The 22,536-nt window shown below is 66.3% G+C and carries 22 protein-coding genes; 10 read left to right on the plus strand and 12 right to left on the minus strand.

Annotated elements, in window-relative coordinates; translation table 11 throughout:
- Window positions 1–25: 25 nt before the first annotated feature.
- From OG203_RS22115 to OG203_RS22150, 8 genes are all read right to left on the minus strand, one after another.
- Window positions 26–1,294: an MCE family protein gene (locus OG203_RS22115; protein ID WP_405167509.1), complete on the minus strand. Its 1,269-nt coding sequence runs from the start codon at window positions 1,292–1,294 to the stop codon at window positions 26–28.
- Window positions 1,291–2,355 carry an MCE family protein gene (locus OG203_RS22120; RefSeq protein ID WP_405167510.1) on the minus strand — a complete coding sequence of 355 codons (1,065 nt, stop codon included), beginning with the start codon at window positions 2,353–2,355 and terminating at the stop codon, window positions 1,291–1,293. The genes OG203_RS22115 and OG203_RS22120 overlap by 4 nt, the downstream gene beginning before the upstream one ends.
- Window positions 2,355–3,377 carry an MCE family protein gene (locus OG203_RS22125; protein ID WP_405167511.1) on the minus strand — a complete coding sequence of 341 codons (1,023 nt, stop codon included), beginning with the start codon at window positions 3,375–3,377 and terminating at the stop codon, window positions 2,355–2,357. The genes OG203_RS22120 and OG203_RS22125 overlap by 1 nt, the downstream gene beginning before the upstream one ends.
- The gene (locus tag OG203_RS22130; protein ID WP_405167512.1) at window positions 3,374–4,570 is read right to left on the minus strand and encodes an MCE family protein; all 1,197 of its coding nucleotides are present in this window, start codon (window positions 4,568–4,570) and stop codon (window positions 3,374–3,376) included. The genes OG203_RS22125 and OG203_RS22130 overlap by 4 nt, the downstream gene beginning before the upstream one ends.
- 6 nt (window positions 4,571–4,576) lie before the next feature.
- Window positions 4,577–5,428 (minus strand): ABC transporter permease, encoded by an 852-nt coding sequence (locus OG203_RS22135; RefSeq protein WP_357379630.1) that lies wholly within the window; start codon window positions 5,426–5,428, stop codon window positions 4,577–4,579.
- A 4-nt stretch (window positions 5,429–5,432) separates the two neighbouring features.
- Complete coding sequence (locus OG203_RS22140; protein WP_150403813.1) at window positions 5,433–6,197, minus strand: ABC transporter permease; 765 nt, start codon at window positions 6,195–6,197, stop codon at window positions 5,433–5,435.
- Between the two features lie 342 nt (window positions 6,198–6,539).
- Window positions 6,540–7,442, minus strand: a complete 903-nt coding sequence (locus OG203_RS22145; RefSeq protein ID WP_405167513.1) for a 3-oxoacyl-ACP reductase — start codon at window positions 7,440–7,442, stop codon at window positions 6,540–6,542.
- Between the two features lie 122 nt (window positions 7,443–7,564).
- The gene (locus OG203_RS22150) at window positions 7,565–7,753 is read right to left on the minus strand and encodes a ferredoxin (RefSeq protein WP_405167514.1); all 189 of its coding nucleotides are present in this window, start codon (window positions 7,751–7,753) and stop codon (window positions 7,565–7,567) included.
- A 155-nt stretch (window positions 7,754–7,908) separates the two neighbouring features.
- On the opposite strand from OG203_RS22150, the gene OG203_RS22155 reads away from it, so the two are divergent.
- From OG203_RS22155 to OG203_RS22165, 3 genes are all read left to right on the plus strand, one after another.
- The gene (locus OG203_RS22155) at window positions 7,909–9,102 is read left to right on the plus strand and encodes an acyl-CoA dehydrogenase family protein (protein WP_405167515.1); all 1,194 of its coding nucleotides are present in this window, start codon (window positions 7,909–7,911) and stop codon (window positions 9,100–9,102) included.
- Between the two features lie 21 nt (window positions 9,103–9,123).
- Window positions 9,124–10,227, plus strand: a complete 1,104-nt coding sequence (locus OG203_RS22160) for an acyl-CoA dehydrogenase family protein (protein ID WP_405167516.1) — start codon at window positions 9,124–9,126, stop codon at window positions 10,225–10,227.
- A gap of 169 nt (window positions 10,228–10,396) precedes the next feature.
- A complete protein-coding gene (locus OG203_RS22165; protein WP_405167517.1) occupies window positions 10,397–10,861 on the plus strand; it encodes a hypothetical protein in 465 nt (154 codons plus the stop codon).
- Between the two features lie 59 nt (window positions 10,862–10,920).
- On the opposite strand, the gene OG203_RS22170 is transcribed toward OG203_RS22165, so the two are convergent.
- Window positions 10,921–12,573 (minus strand): acyl-CoA synthetase, encoded by a 1,653-nt coding sequence (locus OG203_RS22170; protein ID WP_405167947.1) that lies wholly within the window; start codon window positions 12,571–12,573, stop codon window positions 10,921–10,923.
- Window positions 12,574–12,676: 103 nt separating this feature from the next.
- Here OG203_RS22170 and OG203_RS22175 point away from each other — a divergent pair, with 103 nt between their 5' ends.
- The gene (locus OG203_RS22175) at window positions 12,677–13,459 is read left to right on the plus strand and encodes a crotonase/enoyl-CoA hydratase family protein (protein WP_405167518.1); all 783 of its coding nucleotides are present in this window, start codon (window positions 12,677–12,679) and stop codon (window positions 13,457–13,459) included.
- Window positions 13,460–13,546: 87 nt separating this feature from the next.
- Here the strand turns inward: OG203_RS22175 and OG203_RS22180 are convergent, their stop codons facing one another.
- The gene (locus tag OG203_RS22180; protein ID WP_405167519.1) at window positions 13,547–13,963 is read right to left on the minus strand and encodes a VOC family protein; all 417 of its coding nucleotides are present in this window, start codon (window positions 13,961–13,963) and stop codon (window positions 13,547–13,549) included.
- Between the two features lie 192 nt (window positions 13,964–14,155).
- Here OG203_RS22180 and OG203_RS22185 point away from each other — a divergent pair, with 192 nt between their 5' ends.
- The gene (locus OG203_RS22185) at window positions 14,156–15,154 is read left to right on the plus strand and encodes a sigma-70 family RNA polymerase sigma factor (protein WP_405167520.1); all 999 of its coding nucleotides are present in this window, start codon (window positions 14,156–14,158) and stop codon (window positions 15,152–15,154) included.
- A 110-nt stretch (window positions 15,155–15,264) separates the two neighbouring features.
- Here the strand turns inward: OG203_RS22185 and OG203_RS22190 are convergent, their stop codons facing one another.
- On the minus strand, window positions 15,265–16,863 hold the full coding sequence (locus OG203_RS22190; RefSeq protein ID WP_405167521.1) for an acyl-CoA synthetase: 1,599 nt from the start codon (window positions 16,861–16,863) through the stop codon (window positions 15,265–15,267).
- 22 nt (window positions 16,864–16,885) lie between these two features.
- Window positions 16,886–17,923 (minus strand): LLM class F420-dependent oxidoreductase, encoded by a 1,038-nt coding sequence (locus OG203_RS22195; protein ID WP_405167522.1) that lies wholly within the window; start codon window positions 17,921–17,923, stop codon window positions 16,886–16,888.
- A 115-nt stretch (window positions 17,924–18,038) separates the two neighbouring features.
- Here OG203_RS22195 and OG203_RS22200 point away from each other — a divergent pair, with 115 nt between their 5' ends.
- Genes OG203_RS22200 through OG203_RS22220 form a run of 5 tightly spaced genes read left to right on the plus strand, consistent with a single transcriptional unit; the run spans window position 18,039 to window position 22,526 of the window.
- Window positions 18,039–19,007 carry a Zn-ribbon domain-containing OB-fold protein gene (locus OG203_RS22200; RefSeq protein ID WP_405167523.1) on the plus strand — a complete coding sequence of 323 codons (969 nt, stop codon included), beginning with the start codon at window positions 18,039–18,041 and terminating at the stop codon, window positions 19,005–19,007.
- Between the two features lie 12 nt (window positions 19,008–19,019).
- A complete protein-coding gene (locus OG203_RS22205) occupies window positions 19,020–20,057 on the plus strand; it encodes a thiolase domain-containing protein (RefSeq protein WP_405167524.1) in 1,038 nt (345 codons plus the stop codon).
- Window positions 20,054–21,220, plus strand: a complete 1,167-nt coding sequence (locus tag OG203_RS22210; RefSeq protein ID WP_405167525.1) for a thiolase domain-containing protein — start codon at window positions 20,054–20,056, stop codon at window positions 21,218–21,220. The genes OG203_RS22205 and OG203_RS22210 overlap by 4 nt, the downstream gene beginning before the upstream one ends.
- Before the next feature lie 5 nt (window positions 21,221–21,225).
- Entirely contained in the window at window positions 21,226–22,116 is an 891-nt protein-coding gene (locus OG203_RS22215) for a TIGR03619 family F420-dependent LLM class oxidoreductase (protein WP_405167948.1), read from the plus strand.
- Window positions 22,113–22,526 carry a nuclear transport factor 2 family protein gene (locus tag OG203_RS22220; RefSeq protein WP_405167526.1) on the plus strand — a complete coding sequence of 138 codons (414 nt, stop codon included), beginning with the start codon at window positions 22,113–22,115 and terminating at the stop codon, window positions 22,524–22,526. The genes OG203_RS22215 and OG203_RS22220 overlap by 4 nt, the downstream gene beginning before the upstream one ends.
- The last annotated feature ends 10 nt before the right edge of the window (window positions 22,527–22,536 follow it).

A 22,536-nucleotide genomic window follows, 5' to 3' on the forward strand; every position in this document is an offset into this window, starting at 1 on the left:
CGAGTCGCGAATGCGCGAGGCCGCATCATCGACCTCCTCCCGGGATCGCCAGTCCGGTGATGTCATTCGGCACGGTCACCGGTGCCGGTCCGGGCGCCGGCCCAGGGGGTGCGGCCTCGCCGGCCAGGCTCGGCGGGCTGAACGTCAGCTGGTTCGGGAACGCGTGCACGCCGGTGGCCGGATTCAGCATGATCGGCGCGTAATTCATGGCGAGCGAACTGATGACCGGCGCCAGGTACTGTGCGCACAGATCTGCGGAACGATCCGAATCGTTGGTCTCCAGCGCCCGCACCGAGCCGCAGAGGAAGCTGAGCGGGTCGGCGGTGTTGTTGAGCGAGACCGCACCGGCCAGGGTGCCCTGGGCGGGCTTGTAGATCTGGTAGAAGTTCACCAGCGCCGTCGGCCCCGAGTGCAGCACCCGCTCCAGCTCGGGGCGCTTGTCCACCAGCTGCTGGGTGACATCGGCAAGCCGCTGCACGCCTTCGGTGAGCTCGGCGCCGCTGCCGTCCAGGAATCGCTTCACATCGCCGAGCGCGGTATCCAGATTGTCCAGTCCCGCACCGAGTTCGGCGGAGGTACCGGCCAGCACCGAGGACACCGACGCGAGCCTGCCGCCGAACTGCACGATCTGTTCGTTGCTCGCCGACAGCACGTCGACGAACTTCTGCAGGTTGCGGATGGTGCCGAAAAGATCGGTTCGCCCGTCCGACAACGTATTCAGGGTCGCGGACAGTTCGCGCAACGTGTCGCGCAGCTTCTGCCCGTTGCCGTCCATATTGTCGGCGGCGGTGTTGACGAAGCGGCCGAACGAGCCCTGCTTGTCATCACCGACCGGACCGAGAGTCGTTGCCAGCTTGGAGAGTTCGGCCTTGATGTCGTCCCACTCCACCGGCACCGCCGTGTGCTCGAGCGGAATCTCCGCGCCGTCACCCATTTTCGGGCCACCGACGTAGGCGGGCGCCACCTGGATGAACCGCGCCGAGACCAGCGACGGCGAAATGATCACCGCGCGTGCGTCGACGGGAATGTCGATCCCGCGATCCAAGGTCATCTTGACCTGCACCCGATCCTTACCGGGCTCGATCGAGTCGATGCGGCCGACATTCACGCCGAGTACCCGAACCTCGTCGCCCTTGTACAGCCCCGAGGTCGACGGGAAATACGCGGTGATCGTGGTCTTTCCGATCCGGCTCACGCCGCTGTACACACCGGCGACCACGAGCACGGCGACCAGCGCTGCGGCCACCATCAGCACCCAGCGCGGCAGCTTGCGGGCTCTTTCCAGCATGTTCATCGCGGTGGCTCCTGAAGGGCGGGCCCGATCGACGGCGGTGCCGGGTTGGTGAAGATATTGCGCAGGTCCTCGGGCAGATGCTGCGGCCACACCAGCGCGTCGACCAGCGGCTGCAACTCGGTGCTCGTCGCGTTGACGACGTAGGCGTTGAACCACGGGCCGTTGCCGACCTGCTCGCCGAGCGCCGCGGCGTACGGGCCGAGGTTGTCGAGCGCGTCAGAGATGTTCTGCTTGTTGCGTTGCAGCAGGCCGAGCACCGAATTCAGTTTGTCCAGCGCGGGTTTCAGTATCGGCTCGTTGTCGGAGACCAGGCCGGACAGCTGCTTGGCCACCTCGTTCACGTACACGATCAGCTGCCCGATCGCGGCGCGGCGCCGGTCGAGCTCGCCGAGCAGGTTGTTGCCGTCGAGCAGCAGCGCGTTGATCTGGTCGCTGCGGTCCGCCAGGATCTTGGTGACGTGCTGCGCCCTGGTCAGCAGGTCGGACAGGGCCTGATCGCGTGCGTTGATGCTGCGCGACAACGCGGTAACGCCGTCCAGCGCCGACCGCAACGGGGCCGGTGTGTCAGCGAAGGTCGCCGAGAGCGTGTCGAGGGTCTTGTCGACCTGATCCATGTCCAGGCCCTGCACCGTGCGGCCGAGGTCGCCGAGTGCGTCGTTGAGCGAGTACGGAGAAGTGGTGCGGTCCAACGGAATCGTGTCGGTGCGCCGCAGCGCGCCCGATCCGGTCGGGGTCAGCTCAAGCGACTTGCGGCCGAGCACGGTATTGGTCTTGATCGCCGCGGACGTCTTCTCGCCGAGCACGATCGACTCGTCGAGGGTGAAGCGAACCAGCACCTTGGCGCCGTCGAGGTGCACGTCGTCCACCTGGCCCGACCGCACACCGGCCACCTGGACCGGGTCGCCGGGAATCAGCCCGCCCGCGTCGGCGAAGTACGCGGTGTAGGCCGCGCCACCTCGAATGAACGGCAGCCGCTCGAACTGCAGCGCCGACAGCGCGACACACGCCGCGACGACCAGGCCGACGATACCGAGGGTGACGACCCGTGATCGCTCGTTCATCAGGGCGTACACCTTCCGGTCGTCTGCTTACCCGGCAGGTTCACTTGCATCGGCTGCCCGTTCGGGCCGTCGACGACCAGGTTGGTCCCGCAGATGTAGAGCTGCAGGAACGAGCCGTAGGCGCCGATGCGGATCAGCTTCTTGTAGGTCTCTGGCAACTTGTCGAGCACCCACTGCAGCGTGTCCGAGCCGTTGTCGAGGTTGGTGGACAACCGCCCGGTCTGCTCGATGGTTGACCGCAGATCCGGCCGAGCCGTCTGCAGCAGACCGGTCAGGTCGCGAGTGGCGCCCGCGATGCGCGGCAGCGCATTGCCGATCGGGTCCCGGTCGGCGGCCAAACCGCTGACCAGGCGCTGCAATTCGTCGAGGGTGGTGGCGAACTGGTCGCCGCGTTGATCGATGGTCGCCAGCACCGTGTTCAGGTTGTTGATCACGCTGCCGATCAACTCGTCGCGGTCGGCGAGGGTCTTCGCGAACGAGCCGCCGCTGTTGAGCAGCGACACCAGGGTGCCGCCCTGGCCCTGGAAGATCTGCAGCAGCGCGCTGGTCAGGTCGTTCACCTGTGTGGGGTCCAGGCCGCGCAGCAGCGGGCGGAACCCGCCGAGCAGCATGTCCAGGTCCAGCGCTGGTGCGGTCTTGTCCTTGTCGATGGTGCCGCCGTCGGGCAGCGCGTCGGTCGTGCCAGGCCCCTCCAGCAGCTCCAGATACCGGTCACCGACCAGGTTTTCGTAGCGGACGGTGGCGCGGGTGCTGGTCAGCAGCCGGTACTTACGGTCGACATCGAAGTCGACGTGCGCGAGATTGTCCTTGCCGACCTTCACCGAGGAGACCGAGCCGACCGGAACACCGGCGATGCGCACCTTCGAGCCGGGCAGCATGCCGGACGAGCTGGTGAACACGGCGTGGTAGCCGTACTCCCTCGCGAAACGCATCTGACTGAACACGATCACCAGCCCGGCGAACACCAGTGCCATCACCAGCGTGAAGATGACCAGCTTGACGGTCGTCGCGGTGTTCTTCACAGCGCACCAACCCCCGGTAGCCCGGCGAACAACAGCTGGAACACCTTCGGCGCTTCGTTGGGCCTGGTGAAACCCGTGCTCGGCACGTAAGGCGCTCCCTGATTCGTGTCGGTGACGACGTAGTTCGAATGGCTGTCCGGCACCCGGTCCACCACGCCCTCGCAGTGCGGGCCGCCGGTCGCGTTCACCTTCGGCAGGTCGTCCGGATACTTGTAGGGCTGAGCGCCGAACATGAAGTTGGTGTTCATCCCGATGCCGGGCAGCTTGCCGCCGAACACGTCCTCGGCCAGCGGCATCATCGGGCCGAGCCCGTTGATGATGCAGCTGAGCGCCGGGGCGTACTCGAAGAGCAGGCTCGTCGTCGGCCGCAGCAGATCGAGCGCGGTGCTGAAGTTGGCCTCGTTCTCCCGCAATACCGAGCCGGTGGTGTCGGCGAGACCGGTCAGGTTGGCGAGCACGTCGTCGAGGCTCTGCTCCTCGTCGACCAGCGTCTTGCTGGTGACGGTGGCGTTGTCGAGCGTGCGCAACAGGTCGGGCGCGGTGTCGGCGTATAGGTCGGTGACCTCGCCCGTGCGCACCATATCCTGTTGCAGCGTCGGCAAAGTCGGGTTGATATCGCGCAGGTAGGCGTCGCTGCGGGCGAGCAGATCGCCGAGCTTCTGGCCGCGTCCCTGCAGCGCCGTGCCGAGCGCGGACAGCGTCGCGTTCAGCTTCTCCGGCTGCACCTTGGCCAGCACGTCGGACAGGTGCTGGAACAGCGTGTTGAATTCGACGGTCACGTGCTGCGCGGTCACCCGCGCGCCCGGTTGCAGTGAGGCCGACGAAGGTTGTTGCGGCACGGTGAAGTTCACGTACTTGGCGCCGAAAATGGTGGTGGAGCGGATATCAACGCCCGCGTTGGCCGGAACAAGCTTCAGCTGTTCGGGATTGAGCGCCAACTTCAGGCTTGCACCGTCGGCGGTCTGATCGATCGAGACCACCCGGCCGATCTCCACCCCGCGCACCTTCACCTTCGCGTCGGGGTCGAGCACGAGCCCGCTGCGTGGCGCGTCGATCGTCACGGTGGCCGTTGAGGTGAACCCGCCGACGAACATCACCAACGCGACGGCGACGATCGCGACCAATGCGAGCACCATCGCGGCACCGGCCAACTTGTAACCCACTGCAGCGCGCACTTTGTTCGAATCCGCCATATCGCTTTACCCGGAGAGGTGAAAGTTGCCGGAGGTGCCGTAGATGGCCAGCGAGATCAGCAGGGTCACCGTGACCACCGCGACCAGCGAGGCCCGCACCGCGTTGCCGACCGCGACGCCGACCCCGACCGGTCCGCCCGAGGCATGGAAGCCGTAATAGGTGTGGATCAGCATGACCGCCAGCGCCATGAAGATCGCCTGCGCGAACGACCAGAGGATGTCGCTCGGGATCAGGAAGGTGGAGAAGTAGTGGTCGTACACACCCGCCGACTGCCCGTAGATGACCACCGTCGCGAACCGGCTCGCCAGGAACGACGCGATCACCGCGAGCGCGTACAGCGGCACGATCGCGATCATCCCGGCGAGCACCCTGGTGCCGACCAGATACGGCACCGGCCGGATCGCCATCGACTCCAGCGCATCGATCTCCTCGGCCACCCGCATGGCGCCGAGCTGCGCGGTCGACCCCGCCCCGATGGTCGCGGCGAGTCCGATACCGGAAATCACCGGTGCCGCGATGCGGACATTGATGAATGCCGCGAAGAAGCCGGTGAGCGCCTCGACGCCGATATTGCCGAGCGAGCTGTACCCCTGCACGGCGATGGTGCCGCCCGCGAACAGCGTGAGGAAGCCGACGATCACCACGGTGCCGCCGATCACCGCCAAAGCACCGCTGCCCATGCTGATTTCGGCGATCAGCCGAATGGTTTCGGTCCGATAGTGCGTCAAGGCACGCGGAATTGCCCCCAGGGCCTGTGCATAGAACACAGCATGTTTACCAACAGAATCGAGCGAGTCCGACATCCGACGCACTCGTCGCACGGTACGCGGGAAGCGGGATTCGATCACGAAGGCCATGCGGTCACCGCGCCGTGAACTTGATACCAACGGCGGTGACCACGACGTTCACCACGAACAAAGCCATAAACGCGAAGACAACGGTCTGATTCACCGCATCACCGACACTCTTGGGACCACCCTTGACATTCAGACCCAGATAACAGGCCACCAGCCCGGCGATCAGCCCGAACAATCCGGCCTTCACCTCCGAGATGACCAATTCGGGCAAATGGGTCAGCAGCGTGATGCCGTTGACGAACGCGCCGGGGTTCACGTCCTGCAGAAATACCGAGAACAGAAATCCACCGACGATGCCGATGGTGCACACCAGGCTGTTGAGCATCAGCGCGACGAACATCGACGCGAGCACGCGTGGCACGACGAGCCGCTGTACCGGGTTGATGCCGAGCACCCGCATCGCGTCGATTTCCTCGCGAATCGTGCGTGCGCCCAGGTCAGCGCAGATGGCGGTGGCACCGGCCCCCGCGACGATCAGCACGGTGACGATCGGGCCGACCTGGGTGACCGCGCCGAATGCCGCGCCTGCGCCGCTGAGGTCGGCCGCGCCGATCTCGCGCAACAGGATGTTCAGCGTGAAGCTGACCAAAACGGTGAATGGAATCGCGACCAACAGCGTCGGCACGATCGAGACGCGCGCGATGAACCAGGACTGGTCGATGAACTCGCGTCCTTGAAATGGCCTGCGCACACTGGAACGCGCGACTTCGGCCGTCAGTTCGAAGAACCCGCCGACTGCCCGCAATGGCACAGCAAGGACCTCGTTCATCGATGAACCTCCTTGCTGAAAAACCACGGGTTGCTCACGGCACGATTCTTCACCGAGGCCGCACCGCCTCAACGATTAGAACACGTTCACTGCGCTGCCGGAAGATGTTTGCCACTTTTGAACTGCACTTTTTCTTTGCATCGGCATTTGTATTTGGAACGAGTGTCAGGAGATAGGTACCGCCTTTGTGAGGCGGCACACATCTCGCACTCCAATGTCTACCAAGTGCCCGACCCTTGATCAACAGTTGGACGGCCGATCAGCAGTTCTTTGTCGGCGGGTCTTGCAGATGTCGACCCCCGATTAGCTTGATTCGCTCAGCCAGGACGCGCCGGTCCGAACTCAGTTCAGATCCATCAGGCTCGACGCCGAGAATGTTTGCCCGGCAGGGCGTTCGGCGAAATAGCCGCCGAGCGTGGCGGCGAGATCATCGGCGGACCATTGCCCGCCGGTCGCGTCGAAGCGATGCTCGACGACGGGTGCCGCCATCAGCGCAACCATCCCCCCGTAGACCACGAACAGCTGGCCGCTCACCGTGTCGGCGGCGGGCGAGGCGAGGTAGGCGACCAGCCTTGCCACATGGTCGGGCGAGAGCGGGTCCACCTCGCCCTCGGGCGCCGCGCTGAACACGGCCTCGGTCATCGCGGTCCGCGCGCGCGGCGCGATCGCGTTGGCGCGCACGCCATATCGGGAAAGCGCCCGCGCGGCCGACAGGGTCAGCGCGGTGATGCCAGCCTTGGCGGCGCCGTAGTTGGCTTGACCCTCCGGTCCGAGCAGACCCGCCTCGGAGGAGGTGTTGATCAGCCTGCCGTAGATCGGCGCGCCTGCCGCTTTGGACTTGCCGCGCCAGTACGTTGCGGCGTTGCGGGACAACAGGAAATGCCCGCGCAGGTGGACCGCGACAACGGCGTCGAAGTCCTCGTCGGACATGTTGAACAGCATCCGGTCCCTGGTGATGCCCGCGTTGTTCACCACGATGTCGACGCTGCCGAAGGCCTCGTCCGCGGTGCGGATCAACGCGTCCGCGGTCGCTCGTTCAGCGATACTGCCCGCGACGAATTCGGCCTTGGCGCCGAGCGCGCGGATCTCGGACAGGGTGTCTGTCACCGCGTCGGACTCCGAGAGATCGTTGACCACCACCGAAGCACCGGCCCCTGCCAAGGCGAGCGCCTCTGCCCGCCCCAGCCCCGCCCCAGCTCCAGTAACGATCGCCACCCGGCCAGCAAGACTCACATCATCACTCACGGCTGCACCTCGCTGACGCTCGGCTCCGCCGTTCCTGTGGACGCTGTGTCCATGGTTCGTTCGCTGCGCTCACTCACGAGCCCGACCCTAGAACGTGTTCCAATCTATGGCAAGGGTCGGTCTCATTGGAGCCGCAGCGCCGCTTTCGGGCACTGCGCCACCGCGTCCTCGACGTCGGCCACACGGTCCGCCTGCACGTCGGCAGCCAGGATGTGCAGCTGGTCTTCATCGTCGAGTTCGAACACGTCGGGGGCGATTCCGACGCAGATTCCGTTCGCTTCACACTGATCCAGATCGACGCTGACCTTCATGAGAACTCCTTTACCGCGATCCTGCCGAAGCCTAACAAGCCGATGCCGCCGGACGCGGCGCCATCGGCCCGATTCACCCTCAATACTGGAACATGTTTCAGTCGATATGCAATGATCGAGTGAACCCACATCGAAGAAGGCCTGAGGTATTTGCCATGCGCATTGCGTACACGCCGCAGCAGGAGGAGCTACGCGCGGAGCTGCGCGACTACTTCGCGCGACTCATCACACCCGAGCGCAGGGCCGCGCTGAGCGCGCAGACCGGCGAGTACGGCCAGGGCAACGTCTATCGCGAAGTCGTGCAGGAGATGGGCCGCGACGGCTGGCTCACGCTGGCCTGGCCGAAGGAATTCGGCGGCCAGGATCGGTCGACGATGGATCAGCTGATCTTCACCGACGAGGCGGCGATCGCGGGCGCGCCGGTGCCGTTCCTGACCATCAACTCGGTCGCGCCGACGATCATGCACTACGGCAGCGAGGAGCAGAAGCGCTTCTTCCTGCCCAAGATCGCGGCGGGCGAGCTGCACTTCTCCATCGGCTACTCCGAGCCAGGCGCCGGCACCGACCTGGCCAGCCTGCGCACCAACGCGGTGCGCGACGGCGACGACTACGTGATCAACGGCCAGAAGATGTGGACAAGCCTGATCGCGTACGCGGACTATGTCTGGCTCGCGGTGCGCACCGATCCGAATGCCAAGAAGCACAAGGGCATCAGCATGCTCATCGTGCCGACCACGGCCGAGGGCTTCTCCTGGACCCCGGTGCACACGATGGCGGGGCCGGACACCAGCGCGACCTATTACCAGGACGTTCGGGTGCCGGCGAGCGCGCTGGTCGGCAAGGAGAATGGCGGCTGGTCGCTGATCACCAATCAGCTCAACCACGAGCGCGTCGCGCTGACCTCCGCGGGACCGCTTGGCCTCGCGGTGAACCAGACCGTCGACTGGGCCCGCAATACCAAGGCAGGCGACGGTTCTCGCGTCATCGACCAGGAATGGGTGCGGCTCAACCTGGCTCGGGTGTATGCCAAGGTCGAGTACCTGAAGCTGCTGAACTGGGAGATCGCCAGCCGCGCCGACGCGGGCGGTGACGCGGCGCCACGGCCGTGGGACGCCTCCACCTGCAAGGTGTACGGCACCGAACTGGCCACCGAGGCCTACCGTCTACTCATGGAAGTCCTTGGCCCGCAGGCCTATCTGCGCCAGGACTCGCACGGCGAGGCATTGCGTGGACGGCTCGAACGGATGCACCGGTCCGCGCTGATTCTCACCTTCGGCGGCGGCACCAACGAGGTGCAACGCGACATCATCGCCATGACGGCGCTCAAGCAGCCCGCGTCGGCGCGCTGAGTCGGAAAGCAGGTAGCAGACATGGATTTCACTCCCACCGAAGCCCAACTCGACCTCGGCCGACTGACCGGCGAGGTGTGCGGCAAGCTCGTCACCGCCGACCGGCTGCGCGAACTCGACACCGCGGCCGAGCGATTCGACGAGGCGCTGTGGAACTCGCTCGCCGAGACCGGAGTGCTCGCGGCGGCGCTGCCGGAAGCCGTTGGCGGCAACGACTTCGGCGTGCTCGAGCAGACCGCCGTCCTGCGTGAGCTCGGCAGGCACGTCGCCGCGGTGCCGTATCTGTGGTCGATCGTGCTCGGCGCCGGTGCGCTCGCGCGGTTCGGCGATGCGGCGCAACAGGACCGGGCGACGCGGGCCGGTGCGGGTCGCGTCATCCTGACCGCCGCGCTCGCCGAGGAGAACAACTGGGAGCCCACCCGGCCGACCACCACCGCCGTCGAGGCGGACGGCGGCTGGCGGCTCACCGGCAACAAAACCACGGTGCCCTTCGCCAACCGGGCCGACCGAATCCTGGTCCCGGCCACGGTATCCGGCACTGCCGCGGTATTCCTGGTCGATCCGTCGGCGGCGACGGTGACCGCGCAGCAGGTGGTCGACCACACCCCCGAGTACGCCGTCGACCTCACCGACACCCCCGCCGAATTGCTCGGCACCGTCGAGACCGGCGCCGAGATCCTCGACTGGCTGCTCACCCGCGCCTGGCTCGGTCTCAGCGCCCTGCAACTCGGCACCCTGGAACGCGCACTCGAGCTCGTCGCCGAATATGCCCGCGAGCGCGAACAATTCGGCAAGGCCGTCGGCAGTTTCCAGGCCGTGGCCCAGCGCCTCTCCGACGCCTACATCGACGTTCAAGGCCTGCGCCTAGCGGTCACCCAGGCCGCCTGGCAACTCTCCGAAGACCTCCCGAGCGCCGAAGCCGTGCACACCGCCAAGTTCTGGGCCGCCGACGCGGGCCACCGCGTATCCCACACCGTCATCCACGTCCACGGCGGCGTAGGCATCGACCGCGACCACATCGTGCACAACTACTTCACCGCCGCCAAACACCACGAATTCGCCCTCGGCGCCAGCACCGACCACCTCCGCGCCCTCGGCGCCCTCCTGGCCGCCAACCACTCCTGATCGATCGCATTGCCGAACGCCCCTGCCGAAACCGGCGGGGGCGTTCACTGTCTGCGTCGAGCGGTAACCACAGTGCGGTAGCCGGACTGACCACGGCGATCGCCCTCGCCGAGGGCCTCAGGCGAGCTGATCACTGAACTAATTCAGAACTTCCCGTAGCATGGGTTGCATGAGCTCGAAGACCTTCCCGTTCAGTGACCTGATTCGCAAGCAGACCTCGGTGTTTCCTGCCCTCGATGACGCCGACGTGATCCTGGAGCGCCGCGACGCCGAGAATCTGGTGCTGTCGCGGTCCGAGCGATTCGAAGCGAAAGAAACCGCGATCCGCCTGCTCGCGCGGACCATCGCCATCATCGCCAAGACGAACCGGAGCCTGGCGGAGGAGGTGTTTTCCGAAGAGCTGCCCTGGTTGAAGTGGCTACCGGAGACCGGCCGCACCGAGGCCGTCAACGAACTCCTCGATCACCTGATCGCCGGTGCCGACACCGGCTTGTTCACCCCGTTCGCCCGCGACCTGGTCGCGTGGCAGCACACCGCCGAGATCTACGCCCAGCCGGAACTGGCTCGGCACCTCACCGGCACCTTCGAGCCCGGCGATTTCACCGAGGTGGTCCGCCCCGGCGGTGACACATGAAGCTCCTAAAGACCAACGGCCGCCGCGGTGTTCGCGACGGCCCGGTGGTGTGAATGGGTCTACTTCGTGGTCGGCTCGGAGTGTTCGTCGGCGGCGCGGGTCTCGGTGTGGGATTTGGCCCAGCGGTAGTCGGGTTTGCCCGCGGGGGAACGTTTGATCTCGTCGACGAACCAGAGGCTGCGGGGATGCTTGTAGGGGGCGATCTCTTTGGTGAGGAAGGGGCGCAGGTCTTCGACGGTCGGGCGGTTGTCGCCGCGACATTGCACCACCGCGACGACGCGCTGGCCCCAGCGCTGGTCGTCGACGCCGACGACGAGGGCGTCGAAGATCTCCGGGTGGGTCTTGAGGGCGCCCTCGACCTCCTCCGGGTAGATCTTCTCGCCGCCGCTGTTGATGCTGACCGAACCGCGGCCGAGCATGGTGACGGTGCCGTCCTCCTCGACCCTGGCGAAGTCGCCGGGGATGGCGTAGCGAATCCCGTTGTACTCCTTGAAGGTTGCCGCGGTCTTCGCCTCGTCCTTGTAATAGCCGAGTGGAATGTGCCCGCGGCGGGCCAGAATTCCGACCACGCCCGAGCCGGGCTGGACCGGGTTGCCTTCTTCGTCGAGCACCTCGGTGGAACCGTCGATCTTCACCCGTGGCCCGCCGGTGTGGTTGACACCCTTCGCGACGATCGACAGACCACCGAAACCCGTCTCCGAGGAGCCGATGGAATCGGAGATCATCCGGTTCGGCAGCAGCTCGAGGAACTGGTCCTTGAGCGCGGGCGAGAACAGCGCCGCACTGCTGGCCATCACGTAGAGGCTCGAAAGGTCATAGGGCTGACCGGTTTCCGGATTGCCCTCGATCAGCGCGTCGAGCATCGGCCGCGCCATCGCGTCACCGGTGATGAAGATCAGGTTGATCTTGTGCCGGTCGATCGCCTGCCACACTCCGTGCCCGCTGAACTCGGGCAGCATCACCGCCTTGCCACCGTCGAACAAGCTGTGGAAGGTGGCCGTCTGCGATCCGCCGTGGATCATCGGCGGAATCGGGAACCGGACCATACTCGGATTGTTGGCCGCACCGACCTTGGACTGCTGCCATTCGTCCTCGATGGGCTCACCGGTGATGAAGTTGATGCCACCACCGAGCACCCGCCACCAGTCCTCGTGCCGCCACATCACGCCCTTCGGCAGGCCGGTGGTGCCGCCGGTGTAGAGCATGAAGATGTCGTCGGGCGAACGCTCGCCGAAGTCCCGCTCCCCCGACGAAGCCGCGAGCGCCGCCTCGTATTCGACGGAATCCGCTGCGGTCGCGATGGTTCCGGTCGTATCGTCGTCGACGACGAGAACCGTCTTCAGCTGCGGGGTATTCGGCCGGACCCCGGCCACCCGGTCGCTGTACCGGCGCTCGTGGATCAGCGCGACCATGTCCGAATTATCGAAAATATACTGCAACTCGTTCTCGACGTAGCGGAAGTTGACGTTGATCATCACCGCGCGCGCCTTGAACACCGCGACCATCGCCTCGACGGCCTCGATCGTGTTCCGCGAGTAGATGCCGACCTTGTCACCCGGCCGAACACCATGTTCGAGCAGGTAGTGAGCCAGTTTATTGGCGCGCTCCTCCAGCTGTGCGTAGGTGACCTCGCGGCCGTCGTCAGCGAGCGCGACGCGGTCGGGCATCAGGTCGATGGAATGTTCGACAAGGTCCGCTATGTTGTAGCTCACAAGGCTAAAAATAGAACGTGTTACTGTTCCTGGCAAGGCTGAATTCACCCGCCCCGCCGACTTCGTCGGCTGCCGTCCCCCTGGAACGTCAGGAGATTCGCCAATGCCACACTGCCTCGTCGAGAAACGCGACCACGTCCTCATCGTCACGATGAATCGCCCGGAGGCGCGCAACGCGCTGTCCGGCGAGATGATGGCGATCATGCGCGACGCCTGGGACCAGGTGGACAGCGATCCTGACATCCGGGTGGCGATCCTGACCGGCGCCGGCGGCGCGTTCTGCGCGGGCGCTGACCTGAAGGCGATGACCACCCAGCACCCCGGCGATTCGTTCGCGGGCGGCGGCTGGGACCTGTCGAAGATCGAGGCGCTGCTCAAGGGCCGCAGACTCACCAAGCCGCTGATCGCGGCGGTCGAGGGCGCGGCCATCGCGGGCGGCACCGAGATCCTGCAGGGCACCGACATCAGGGTGGCCGGGGAAAGCGCGAAATTCGGTGTGTCCGAAGCACGATGGGGACTCTTCCCGCTCGGCGGGTCCGCGGTGCGCCTGGTCCGCCAGATCCCCTACACCGTCGCCGCGGACATCCTGCTGACCGGCAGGCACATCACCGCGACCGAGGCCAAGGAGATCGGGCTCATCGGACACGTGGTGCCCGATGGCGGCGCGCTCGACAAGGCACTCGAACTGGCCGCGCTGATCGCCGCCAACGGCCCGCTCGCGGTGCAGGCCATCCTGCGCACCATCCGCGATACCGAGGGCATGCACGAGGAGGAGGCGTTCCAGATCGACGCGAAGCTCGGCACCGCCGTCTTCCGCTCGACCGACGCCAAGGAGGGCCCGAAGGCCTTCGCGGAGAAGCGCAAGCCGTCGTTCACCGGTAGCTGAAAAGGCAACGCACGGAGCGCTTGCGAGCGCGACTGCGCGAGGCCGCCCTCGGCACCTTTCGGCACCGGGGGCGCCCCCTCGTCGGGCTCAACATCCCGCATGGCCCATCCAGAACGGCTCCCACTGGTGACCGTCCGGATCGAGGAAGCTGCGGCTGTACATGCCGACCTTCTCCTCTTGCGACCGCTTGTCCTCGCTGATCTCCTCGGTACCGCCCGCGGCCAGCGCGGCCGCTGTGAGCGCGTCCACCTCTGCGGCGCTGCTCAACGCCAATCCATAAGTGGCGCTGATCTTCTCGGCGGTGTCCGCGACCTGACGCTTGCTGAAGGTGGCGAAGAACTGTCTGGTCAGCAGCATGACGCAGATGTTGTCGTCGATCACGATGCAGGCAGCGGCGTCGTCGGAGAACTCCTGATTGACCTTCCAGCCGAGCGCCTCGTAGAAACTCTTCGACCGATTCAGCTCGGCGACGGGGAGGTTGAGGAAAATCATCCGGCTGGTCATGTCTCGGGCACCTTTTCGTAGTCCGCCTGTTTAGTTGCGCACCAATAGAGACGAATCCTGGGAGCGGAACTCATCGCTCGCCCAGACGATGTGACAGCCCCCACTGCGGCAGCACGTCCGATGATCTTGATCGCGCTGGTAGCAGGTCTTTGGGTCTGGGATGTGTCGGTGGGCTGTGGCAGGGTGACACCCATGAACGACTTGTCCGGCCACACCGCCGGCCTCGCTCCCGACGTGCTCGAATCCTTCGAGAAGCACCGCAGGGAACTGTGCGCATACACCTACCGCATGCTCGGCTCATCCTTCGAAGCCGAGGACGCCGTCCAGGAGACCTTCACCCGCGCGTGGAAGTCCTACGACTCCTTCGAGGGCCGAGCGAGCCTGCGCTCCTGGCTGTATCGAATCGCCACGAACGTCTGCCTCGACATGCTCGACGGCCCGCAGCGGCGGGCTCGGCCGATGGACCTGTCCGGCCCCTCGCGACCGGACGCACAACTACCCGCCCCGCAGCCGGACTACGTCTGGATCGAGCCGATCCCGAACGCCTTGGCGTTCGGCGCCGATCCGGCCGACCACGCCTCGGCCAAGGACACGCTGCGCCTGGCCTTCGTCGCGGCCTGTCAGCACCTGCCGGCCACCCAGCGCGCAATCCTGATCATGCGGGAGGTGCTTCGCTTCTCCGCCAACGAGACCGCCGAGGCCCTCACCATGTCCCCCGCGTCGGTGAACAGCGCGCTGCAACGCGCACGAGCCACCATGTCGAAAGTGCAGCCGACCGTCACCGACACCTACGACGAATCGAACGAGGACCAGCGCAAACTGGTCGACAGCTTCGTCAAGGCGTTCGAGGCCTACGACATGGACACCCTCACCACGCTGCTCAAAACCGACGTGTCCCTGTCCATGCCGCCGCTCGAATTCTGGGTCTCCGGCCCGGCGAACGTGGCCGCGTTCATGCTCGGCCACGGCAGCGCCTGCCGCGACTCCCGCATGATCCGCCTGGAAGGTGCCAACGGCGAACCGGCCTTCGGTCAGTACAAGCCCGGCGACGAGCCGGGCGTGTGGATCCCGTGGTCGGTCATCGTGCTCGAGCTGGACGGCAATGCCATCTCGGGGATGTGCTTCTTCCTCGACACGGAGAAGTTGTTCCCGCTCTTCGGCCTCGCCCCGGAGCTACGCGAACCGGCCTGAGCCTGTCGCCTCGGCGGCCAAGCCGCGGATCCGCACTCTGACTCGGGAGCCGCACCGAGAATAGGGCCCTATTTCGAGTGCGGATTCCGAGTCCGAGTGCGGATTTGGGGTTAGGGCGCGGGGACGTAGCGGTCGCGAAGTTTGCGCTTGTAGAGCTTGCCGTTGGGGTCGCGGGGGAGTTCGGGGAGGTAGTCGACCGACTTCGGCATCTTGTATTTCGCCAATTGGGTTGCGGCGAAAGCCAATAGCTCGGCGGTGAGGGTGTCGGTGCCTTCGATGCCCTCGGCGGGCTGGACTACGGCCTTGACCTCGGCGCCCCAATCGGGGTGCGGGATGCCGAAGACGGCTACGTCGGCGACCTTCGGGTGGGTGACCAGGACGTTTTCGATCTCGGCCGGGTAGATGTTCACGCCGCCGGACAGGATCAGGTCGGAGCGGCGGTCGTGCAAGTACAGGTAGCCGTCCTCGTCGAGGTGGCCGATGTCGCCGACGGTGAACAGGTCGCCGACCCGTGAATCCTCGGTCTTGGCCTTGTCGTGGTGGTATTCGAAACTCGAAGCGCCCATGCGCATGTAGACCAGGCCGGGCTCACCGGCGGGCACCTCGGTGCCGTCCTCCTCGCTGAGCACCTTGATCACCGACCACGGCCAGGCCTTGCCGACCGAGCCGGGCTTGCGCAGCCAATCGGTCCCGTTGATCACCGTACCGCCGCCCTCGGTGGCCGCGTAGTACTCGGTGACCGTCGGTCCCCACCACTCCAGCATCTTCCGCTTGGTCTCCTGCGGACACGGCGCGGCACCGTGCACCATGCTGCGCAGCGAGGACACGTCGTACTTGGCGCGCACCGCTTCGGGCAGGGCGAGCAGGCGATGGAACTGGGTCGGCACCATGTGGCTGTGCGTCACCCGGTACTTGTCGATCAGCCGCAGCATTTCCTCGGCGTCCCAGCGATCCATCAGAACAAGCGTGTGCCCCAACTGAATCGAGATGGTCGCGAAGTTCAGCACCGCGGTGTGATAGAGCGGCGAGCCACAGATGTGCACGTGATCGTCGTAGGGCGCCAGCTCGAACAGGCCGAAGAACGCGTTGGTATGCGGCGGAACGACATCCGGGTCGGCGCCGGTGAGCGGGCGGCGAACACCCTTGGGCCGCCCCGTGGTTCCGGAGGTGTAGAGCATCGGCGCGCCGGTGCTTCGGTCGGACGGTCGCCCGGTATCCGCGGCGCCGAGCCAGGCCACCGACTTGAAGCCCTCGATCTCGCCCACCGAAAAGCGCGCCGCGGCAGGCAATCCCGCCTCGTCGGCCGCCGCCTTCGCGGTCGCGGCGAAACGATCGCTGACCAGGAACGCCTTCGCCTCGCTGTCCTGCAAGATGTAGGCGACCTCTGGACCGGTGAGATGCCAGTTCACCGCGACGATGTACAGCCCGGCCTGGTACGCCGCGAAGTAGGCGGCGATCGCCTCGACGCAGTTGTGCACCATGCTCACCAGCACATCGCCGGTTTCCAGGCCGAGCCCGCGCAGGCCGGTGGCATATCGGTTGGCCAGCGTGGCCAATTCGCGATACGTCACCTCCCGGCCCGCCGGATCGACCAGGGCGATCCGATCGGGTTCGGCTTCGGCGATGTTCCACAGACCGAGAACTTTTACTGACTCCTGCCCTTGGGGATGGTGAGGAGGCGGAGCCGACGGGGTGGGTGAGGCATTCACAGTATTGAATCTAGAACGTGTTCTACATATCGACAAGGGGTGCGAGCCGACGTAATTGCTCGACATCGGGAGCCGACACCAACAGCATGGTGACACCGGCCGCCGACCAGACCCCGAGTTGCTTACGAACATGCTCCTCGTCGCCGATGATCGCGGTATCCAGAATCATCTCGTCCGGCACCACGGCCGCCGCCTCGGCCTTCTTGCCCGCCATGAACAGCTTGCCGATCTCGTCGACCTCACGCTCATAGCCCATCCGCCGATAGACCTGCGCGTGGAAATTCTGTTCCGGCGCACCCATGCCGCCGATGTAGAGCGACATGATCCAGCGCATCTTCTCCAGCTCGCTCGCCGCGTCGTCGGTGATCACCACCTGACAGCTCGCGGCGATCTCGAAGTCCTCGCGCGAGCGGCGCGCGCCGGCCCTGGCGAAACCCTCGTCCAGCCAGTCGTTGTACATGTTCGCCAGCCGCGGCGCGTAGTAGATCGCCAGCCACCCGTCGGCGATCTCCGCCGTGAGCGCCACATTCTTCGGGCCCTCCGCGCCGAGCCAGATCGGCAAATCCGCACGTAGCGGATGCACGATCGGCTTGAGCGGCTTGCCGAGTCCGGTCGACCCAGGCCCGCGGTAGGGCAGCGGATAGTTCGGCCCGTCATTGGTGACCGGCCCCTGCCGCTCGAGGATGCGCCGAATGATCCCGACGTATTCGCGGGTGCGCTGCAACGGCTTGGCGAACGGCTGCCCGTACCAGCCCTCCACCACCTGCGGCCCGGAAACACCGAGCCCGAGGATCGCCCGGCCGCCGCTGAGATGATCCAGCGTGAGCGCGTGCATCGCGGTCGCGGCGGGCGTTCGAGCCGACATCTGCACGACCGACGTGCCGAGCCTGACCCGCTCCGTCGACGATCCCCACCAGGTCAGCGGTCCGAACGCGTCCGATCCCCACGATTCCGCGGCGAATACCGCGTCGAACCCGGCGTCCTCGGCCGCCACCACCAACTCCCCCGCGTGCTGCGGCGGCTGCGCCATCCAGTACCCGAGTTGCAATCCGAACTTCATGCGCCACCCTTTCCGAGACAACTGCTTGCCAGCAGAATAAGAACCTGTTCTACTCGACATTGTGACTCAGGGGAATACTGCATCCGGCGTAATCGCGGATGAGAGAGGGTCGGATTTGAACACAAATACCGTGCCCGATGTGCTCAGCGCGCCCCTTCGGGTGCGATTCGACTACACGCGGTCCGTCGGACCGACGATCGGCAACTTTCTGACCAACCTGCGCGACCGCAAGATCGTCGGCGTGCGGGGCTCGGACGGGCGGGTGCTCGTGCCGCCGCCGGAATACGATCCGCGCACCGCGGCGCCACTCACCGATTTCGTCGACGTCGCCGCCACCGGCACCGTCGAATCATGGACCTGGGTGCGCGAGCCGCTGCCCGGCCAGCCGTTCGACCGGCCATTCGCCTGGGCGCTGATCCGCCTCGACGGCGCGGACACCGCACTGCTGCACGCCGTCGACGTCGCCGCGCCGGACGATATCCAGACCGGCCTGCGGGTAACCGTCAAGTGGGCCGAGGAAACCACCGGCAGCATCCATGACATCGCCTGCTTCGTGCCCGGCGAAAAGGCCGACGCGCCGGTCGAAGCCGCCGCCGACGGCGACCCGGTCACCGTGATCACCACCCCGGTCGCCCTCGACTACAACCACACGGCCTCCCCGCAGGAGACCGTCTACCTGCGCGGACTCGCCGAGGGCAAGCTGCTCGGCGGCCGCACCGACGCCGCGGGCAAGGTGTACTTCCCGCCACGCGGCGCCAACCCGACCGACGGCAGGCCCACCGACGAGGTCGTCGAACTGCCCGACCACGGCACGGTTACCACGTTCTGCATCGTGAACGTGCCGTTCCTCGGTCAGCGGATCAAGCCGCCGTACGTCGCCGCCTACGTGCTGCTTGACGGCGCGGACATCCCGGTGCTGCACCTCGTACTCGGTTGCGAGGCAAGCGAAGTGCGGATGGGCATGCGGGTGGAAGCCGTGTGGAAGCCGCGCGAGGAGTGGGGCTTCGGGCTGGAGAACGTGGACCACTTCCGCCCCACCGGCGAGCCGGATGCCGAGTACGACACCTACAAGCATCACCTCTGAGAGAGGCGCAAGTTGACTGACAACGCCACCGACATCGCGGTCGTGGGTTTCGCCCACGCGCCGCACGTGCCGGAGACCTTCGGCACCACCAATGGTGTGGAGATGCTGGTGCCATGCTTCCAGCAGCTCTACAGCCAGCTCGGCATCACCAAGTCCGATATCGACTTCTGGTGCTCCGGCTCCTCGGATTACCTTGCCGGACGGGCCTTTTCGTTCATCTCGGCGATCGACGCGATCGGCGCGGTACCGCCGATCAACGAATCACACGTGGAGATGGACGCCGCCTGGGCGCTGTACGAGGCGTGGGTGAAACTGCGCTCGGGACAGGCGAAGACAGCGCTGGTGTACGGCTTCGGCAAGTCGTCGGCGGGCACGCTGCGCCAGGTCCTCACCATGCAGCTCGATCCGTACCTGGTGACGCCGCTGTGGCCGGATGCCTGGTCCATCGCGGGCCTGCAGGCCAGGGCCGGGCTCGACGCGGGCCGCTGGACCGAACGCGATATGGCGGCGGTAGCCGCGGGCGACGGCGGCGACGTCGAAAATCTGCTCGGCGCACCGTATATCGCCGATCCGCTGCGCGCCCACGACATCGCCCCGATCACCGACGGCGCTGCCGCCATCGTGCTCGCGATCGGCGACCGCGCCCGCGAACTCTGCGAACGCCCGGCCTGGATCACCGGAATGGCACACCGGGTGGACACCCCGATGCTCGGCGCGCGCGATCTCACCGTCTCGCCCTCCACTTCGGCTGCCGCACAGGCGGTTACCGGCGGCGACACCAACTTCGACATTGCCGAACTGCACGCGCCGTTCAGCCACCAGCAGCTGATCCTCGCCGAGGCGATCGGCCTGAAGAACGGCACCAAGGTGAATCCGTCGGGTGGCGCGCTCGCCGCGAATCCGATGTTCGCCGCCGGCCTGGAGCGAATCGGCTTCGCGGCCAAGGCGATCATGGGCGGTTCGGCGAATCGCGCCCTCGCCCATGCGACCAGCGGCCCCGCTTTGCAGCAAAACCTTGTGACAGTTCTTGATTCGGAGGCGAGCCGATGAGTGTCCCGGCCGCGGTGCTCGGCACCGGACAAACCCATCACGTGACGAAAAGAACCGATGTATCGATGGCGGGCATGTGCCGCGAAGCCATCGATCGCGCACTCGATGACGCCGGTCTCACCATCGCCGATATCGACGCGGTAGTCGTCGGCAAGGCGCCGGACCTGTTCGAGGGCGTCATGATGCCCGAGCTGTATCTGGCGGATGCCTTGGGCGCCACCGGAAAACCGCTGCTTCGGGTGCACACCGCCGGTTCGGTCGGCGGTTCCACCGGCGTGGTCGCCGCCAATCTGGTGCAGGCCGGGGTGCACAAGCGGGTGCTCGCGATCGCCTGGGAGAAGCAGTCGGAGTCGAATGCCATGTGGGCGTTGTCGATTCCGGTGCCGTTCACCATGCCGGTCGGCGCGGGCGCGGGCGGCTACTTCGCGCCGCACGTGCGTTCCTACATCCGACGCTCCAACGCGCCGAGCCACATCGGCGCGATGGTCGCGGTCAAGGATCGCCGCAACGGCGCCAAGAACCCGCTCGCGCACCTGAAACAGCCCGACATCACGCTGGAATCGGTGCTCGCCTCGCAAATGCTGTGGGACCCCATCCGTTTCGACGAGACCTGCCCGTCCTCCGATGGCGCGTGCGCCGTGGTGATCGGCGACGAAGAAGCAGCGACCGCGGTCGAGGCCACCGGCAAGAAGGTCGCGTGGGTGCACGGCACCGCGATGCGCACCGAGCCGACCACCTTCGCCGGACGCGACCAGGTCAACCCGCAGGCTGGCCAGGACGCGGCGGCCGCGCTGTGGCAGGCCGCCGGAATCACCGACCCGCTCAACGAGATCGACGTGGCCGAGATCTACGTGCCGTTCTCCTGGTTCGAGCCGATGTGGCTGGAAAACCTCGGCTTCGTGCCGCAGGGTGACGGCTGGAAACTGACCGACAAGGGCGAAACCGAGATCGGCGGCATTCTGCCGGTCAACCCGTCCGGCGGCGTGCTCTCCTCCAACCCGATCGGCGCTTCCGGGCTCATCCGATTCGCCGAGGCCGCCAAGCAGGTCATGGGCCGAGCCGGGGCATGCCAGGTCGACGGTGCGCGCAAGGCCCTCGGGCACGCGTACGGCGGTGGGTCCCAGTACTTCTCGATGTGGGTTGTCGGGTCGGATAAGCCATGAGCCCGCTGCAGTTCTCCCTCGGTATCGCGCTGAGCCCACTCGACCAGCTGCCTGAACTGGCGAAAACCGCTGAGGAGTGCGGCTTCTCGTCGATCGCGCTGCCGGACTCGCTGTTCTATATGAAGTCCGCGGCGGCGAAGTATCCGTATACCGCCGACGGCAGCCGGTTCTGGGGGCCGGAGACGCCCTGGGTCGACCCGCTCATCGGGGCGACCGCCATGGCCATGGTGACCAGCCGGATCCGGTTTTACACCAACGTGCTCAAGCTGGGTTCGCGCAATCCTTTGCTGCTGGCCCGCCAGGTCGGGTCGGTGGCCAACCTGTCCGGCAACCGCTTCGGCTTCGGCGTCGGAATCGGCTGGGCGCCCGAGGAATTCGAATGGTGCGGCGTGCCGTACGCGCGGCGCGGCGCGCGGGTCGACGAGATGATCGAGGTCATCAAGCTGGTGCTCGGCGGCGGCATGGTCGAATTCCACGGCGAGTTCTTCGATTTCGATCCGCTGCAGGTCAGCCCGGCGCCGACCGAGCCGGTGCCGTTCTACGTCGGCGGGCACACCGAGGTGGCGCTGCGGCGCGCGGCCAGGGTCGGCGACGGCTGGACCTCGGCCATGATGACCTACGACGAGCTGTGCCGCACCATCGGCAAGCTCGACGCGCTGCGGGCCGAATCAGGCCGCGGTGATGAGCCGTTCGAGATCCAGGCGGTGTGCATCGACCGGTTCGGCCGTTCGGGCTATCAAGATCTGGCGAACGCGGGCGTGACCGACGCGATCGTGGTCCCCTGGCTCTTCGACGGCATCGGCTTCGACGGCGAACTCGCCGCCAAACAGGACTCGCTGCGCCGATTCGCCGCGGCGAACATCGCAGACCCGATCGTCGCGGAGGCATCGGTATGACCGTCGACCATCCGGCCCGGACCGCCGGGCTCGCGTCCCAGGCCGCGGTACGGGCCAGGGACAAGGCGGCGTGGGTCGCGCTGTTCGCCGAGGACGGCATCGTCGAAGATCCCATCGGCCCTTCGGGTTTCGACCCCGAGGGCAAGGGCCATCGCGGCAAGGCGGCGATCGCGGCGTTCTGGGACAAGGCGATCGCGAAGACCGAGCTGATCGAGTTCCTGTTCGGCGACTCGTTCGCGTGCGGGAACGAGATCGCGTTCACCGGCACCATCCGCAGCACCCTCGGCGGCCATCAGATCGACGCCGACGGCGTCTTCACCTACCGGGTGGACGACACGGGCAAAATCGCCGCGCTGCGCGCCTTCTGGGAGGTCGACCGCGCGATGGCCACCGCGAAGAAGATCGGCTGAGCGAAGTACC

It is taken from the genome of Nocardia sp. NBC_01499, assembly GCF_045040275.1.
GTDB lineage: Bacteria > Actinomycetota > Actinomycetes > Mycobacteriales > Mycobacteriaceae > Nocardia.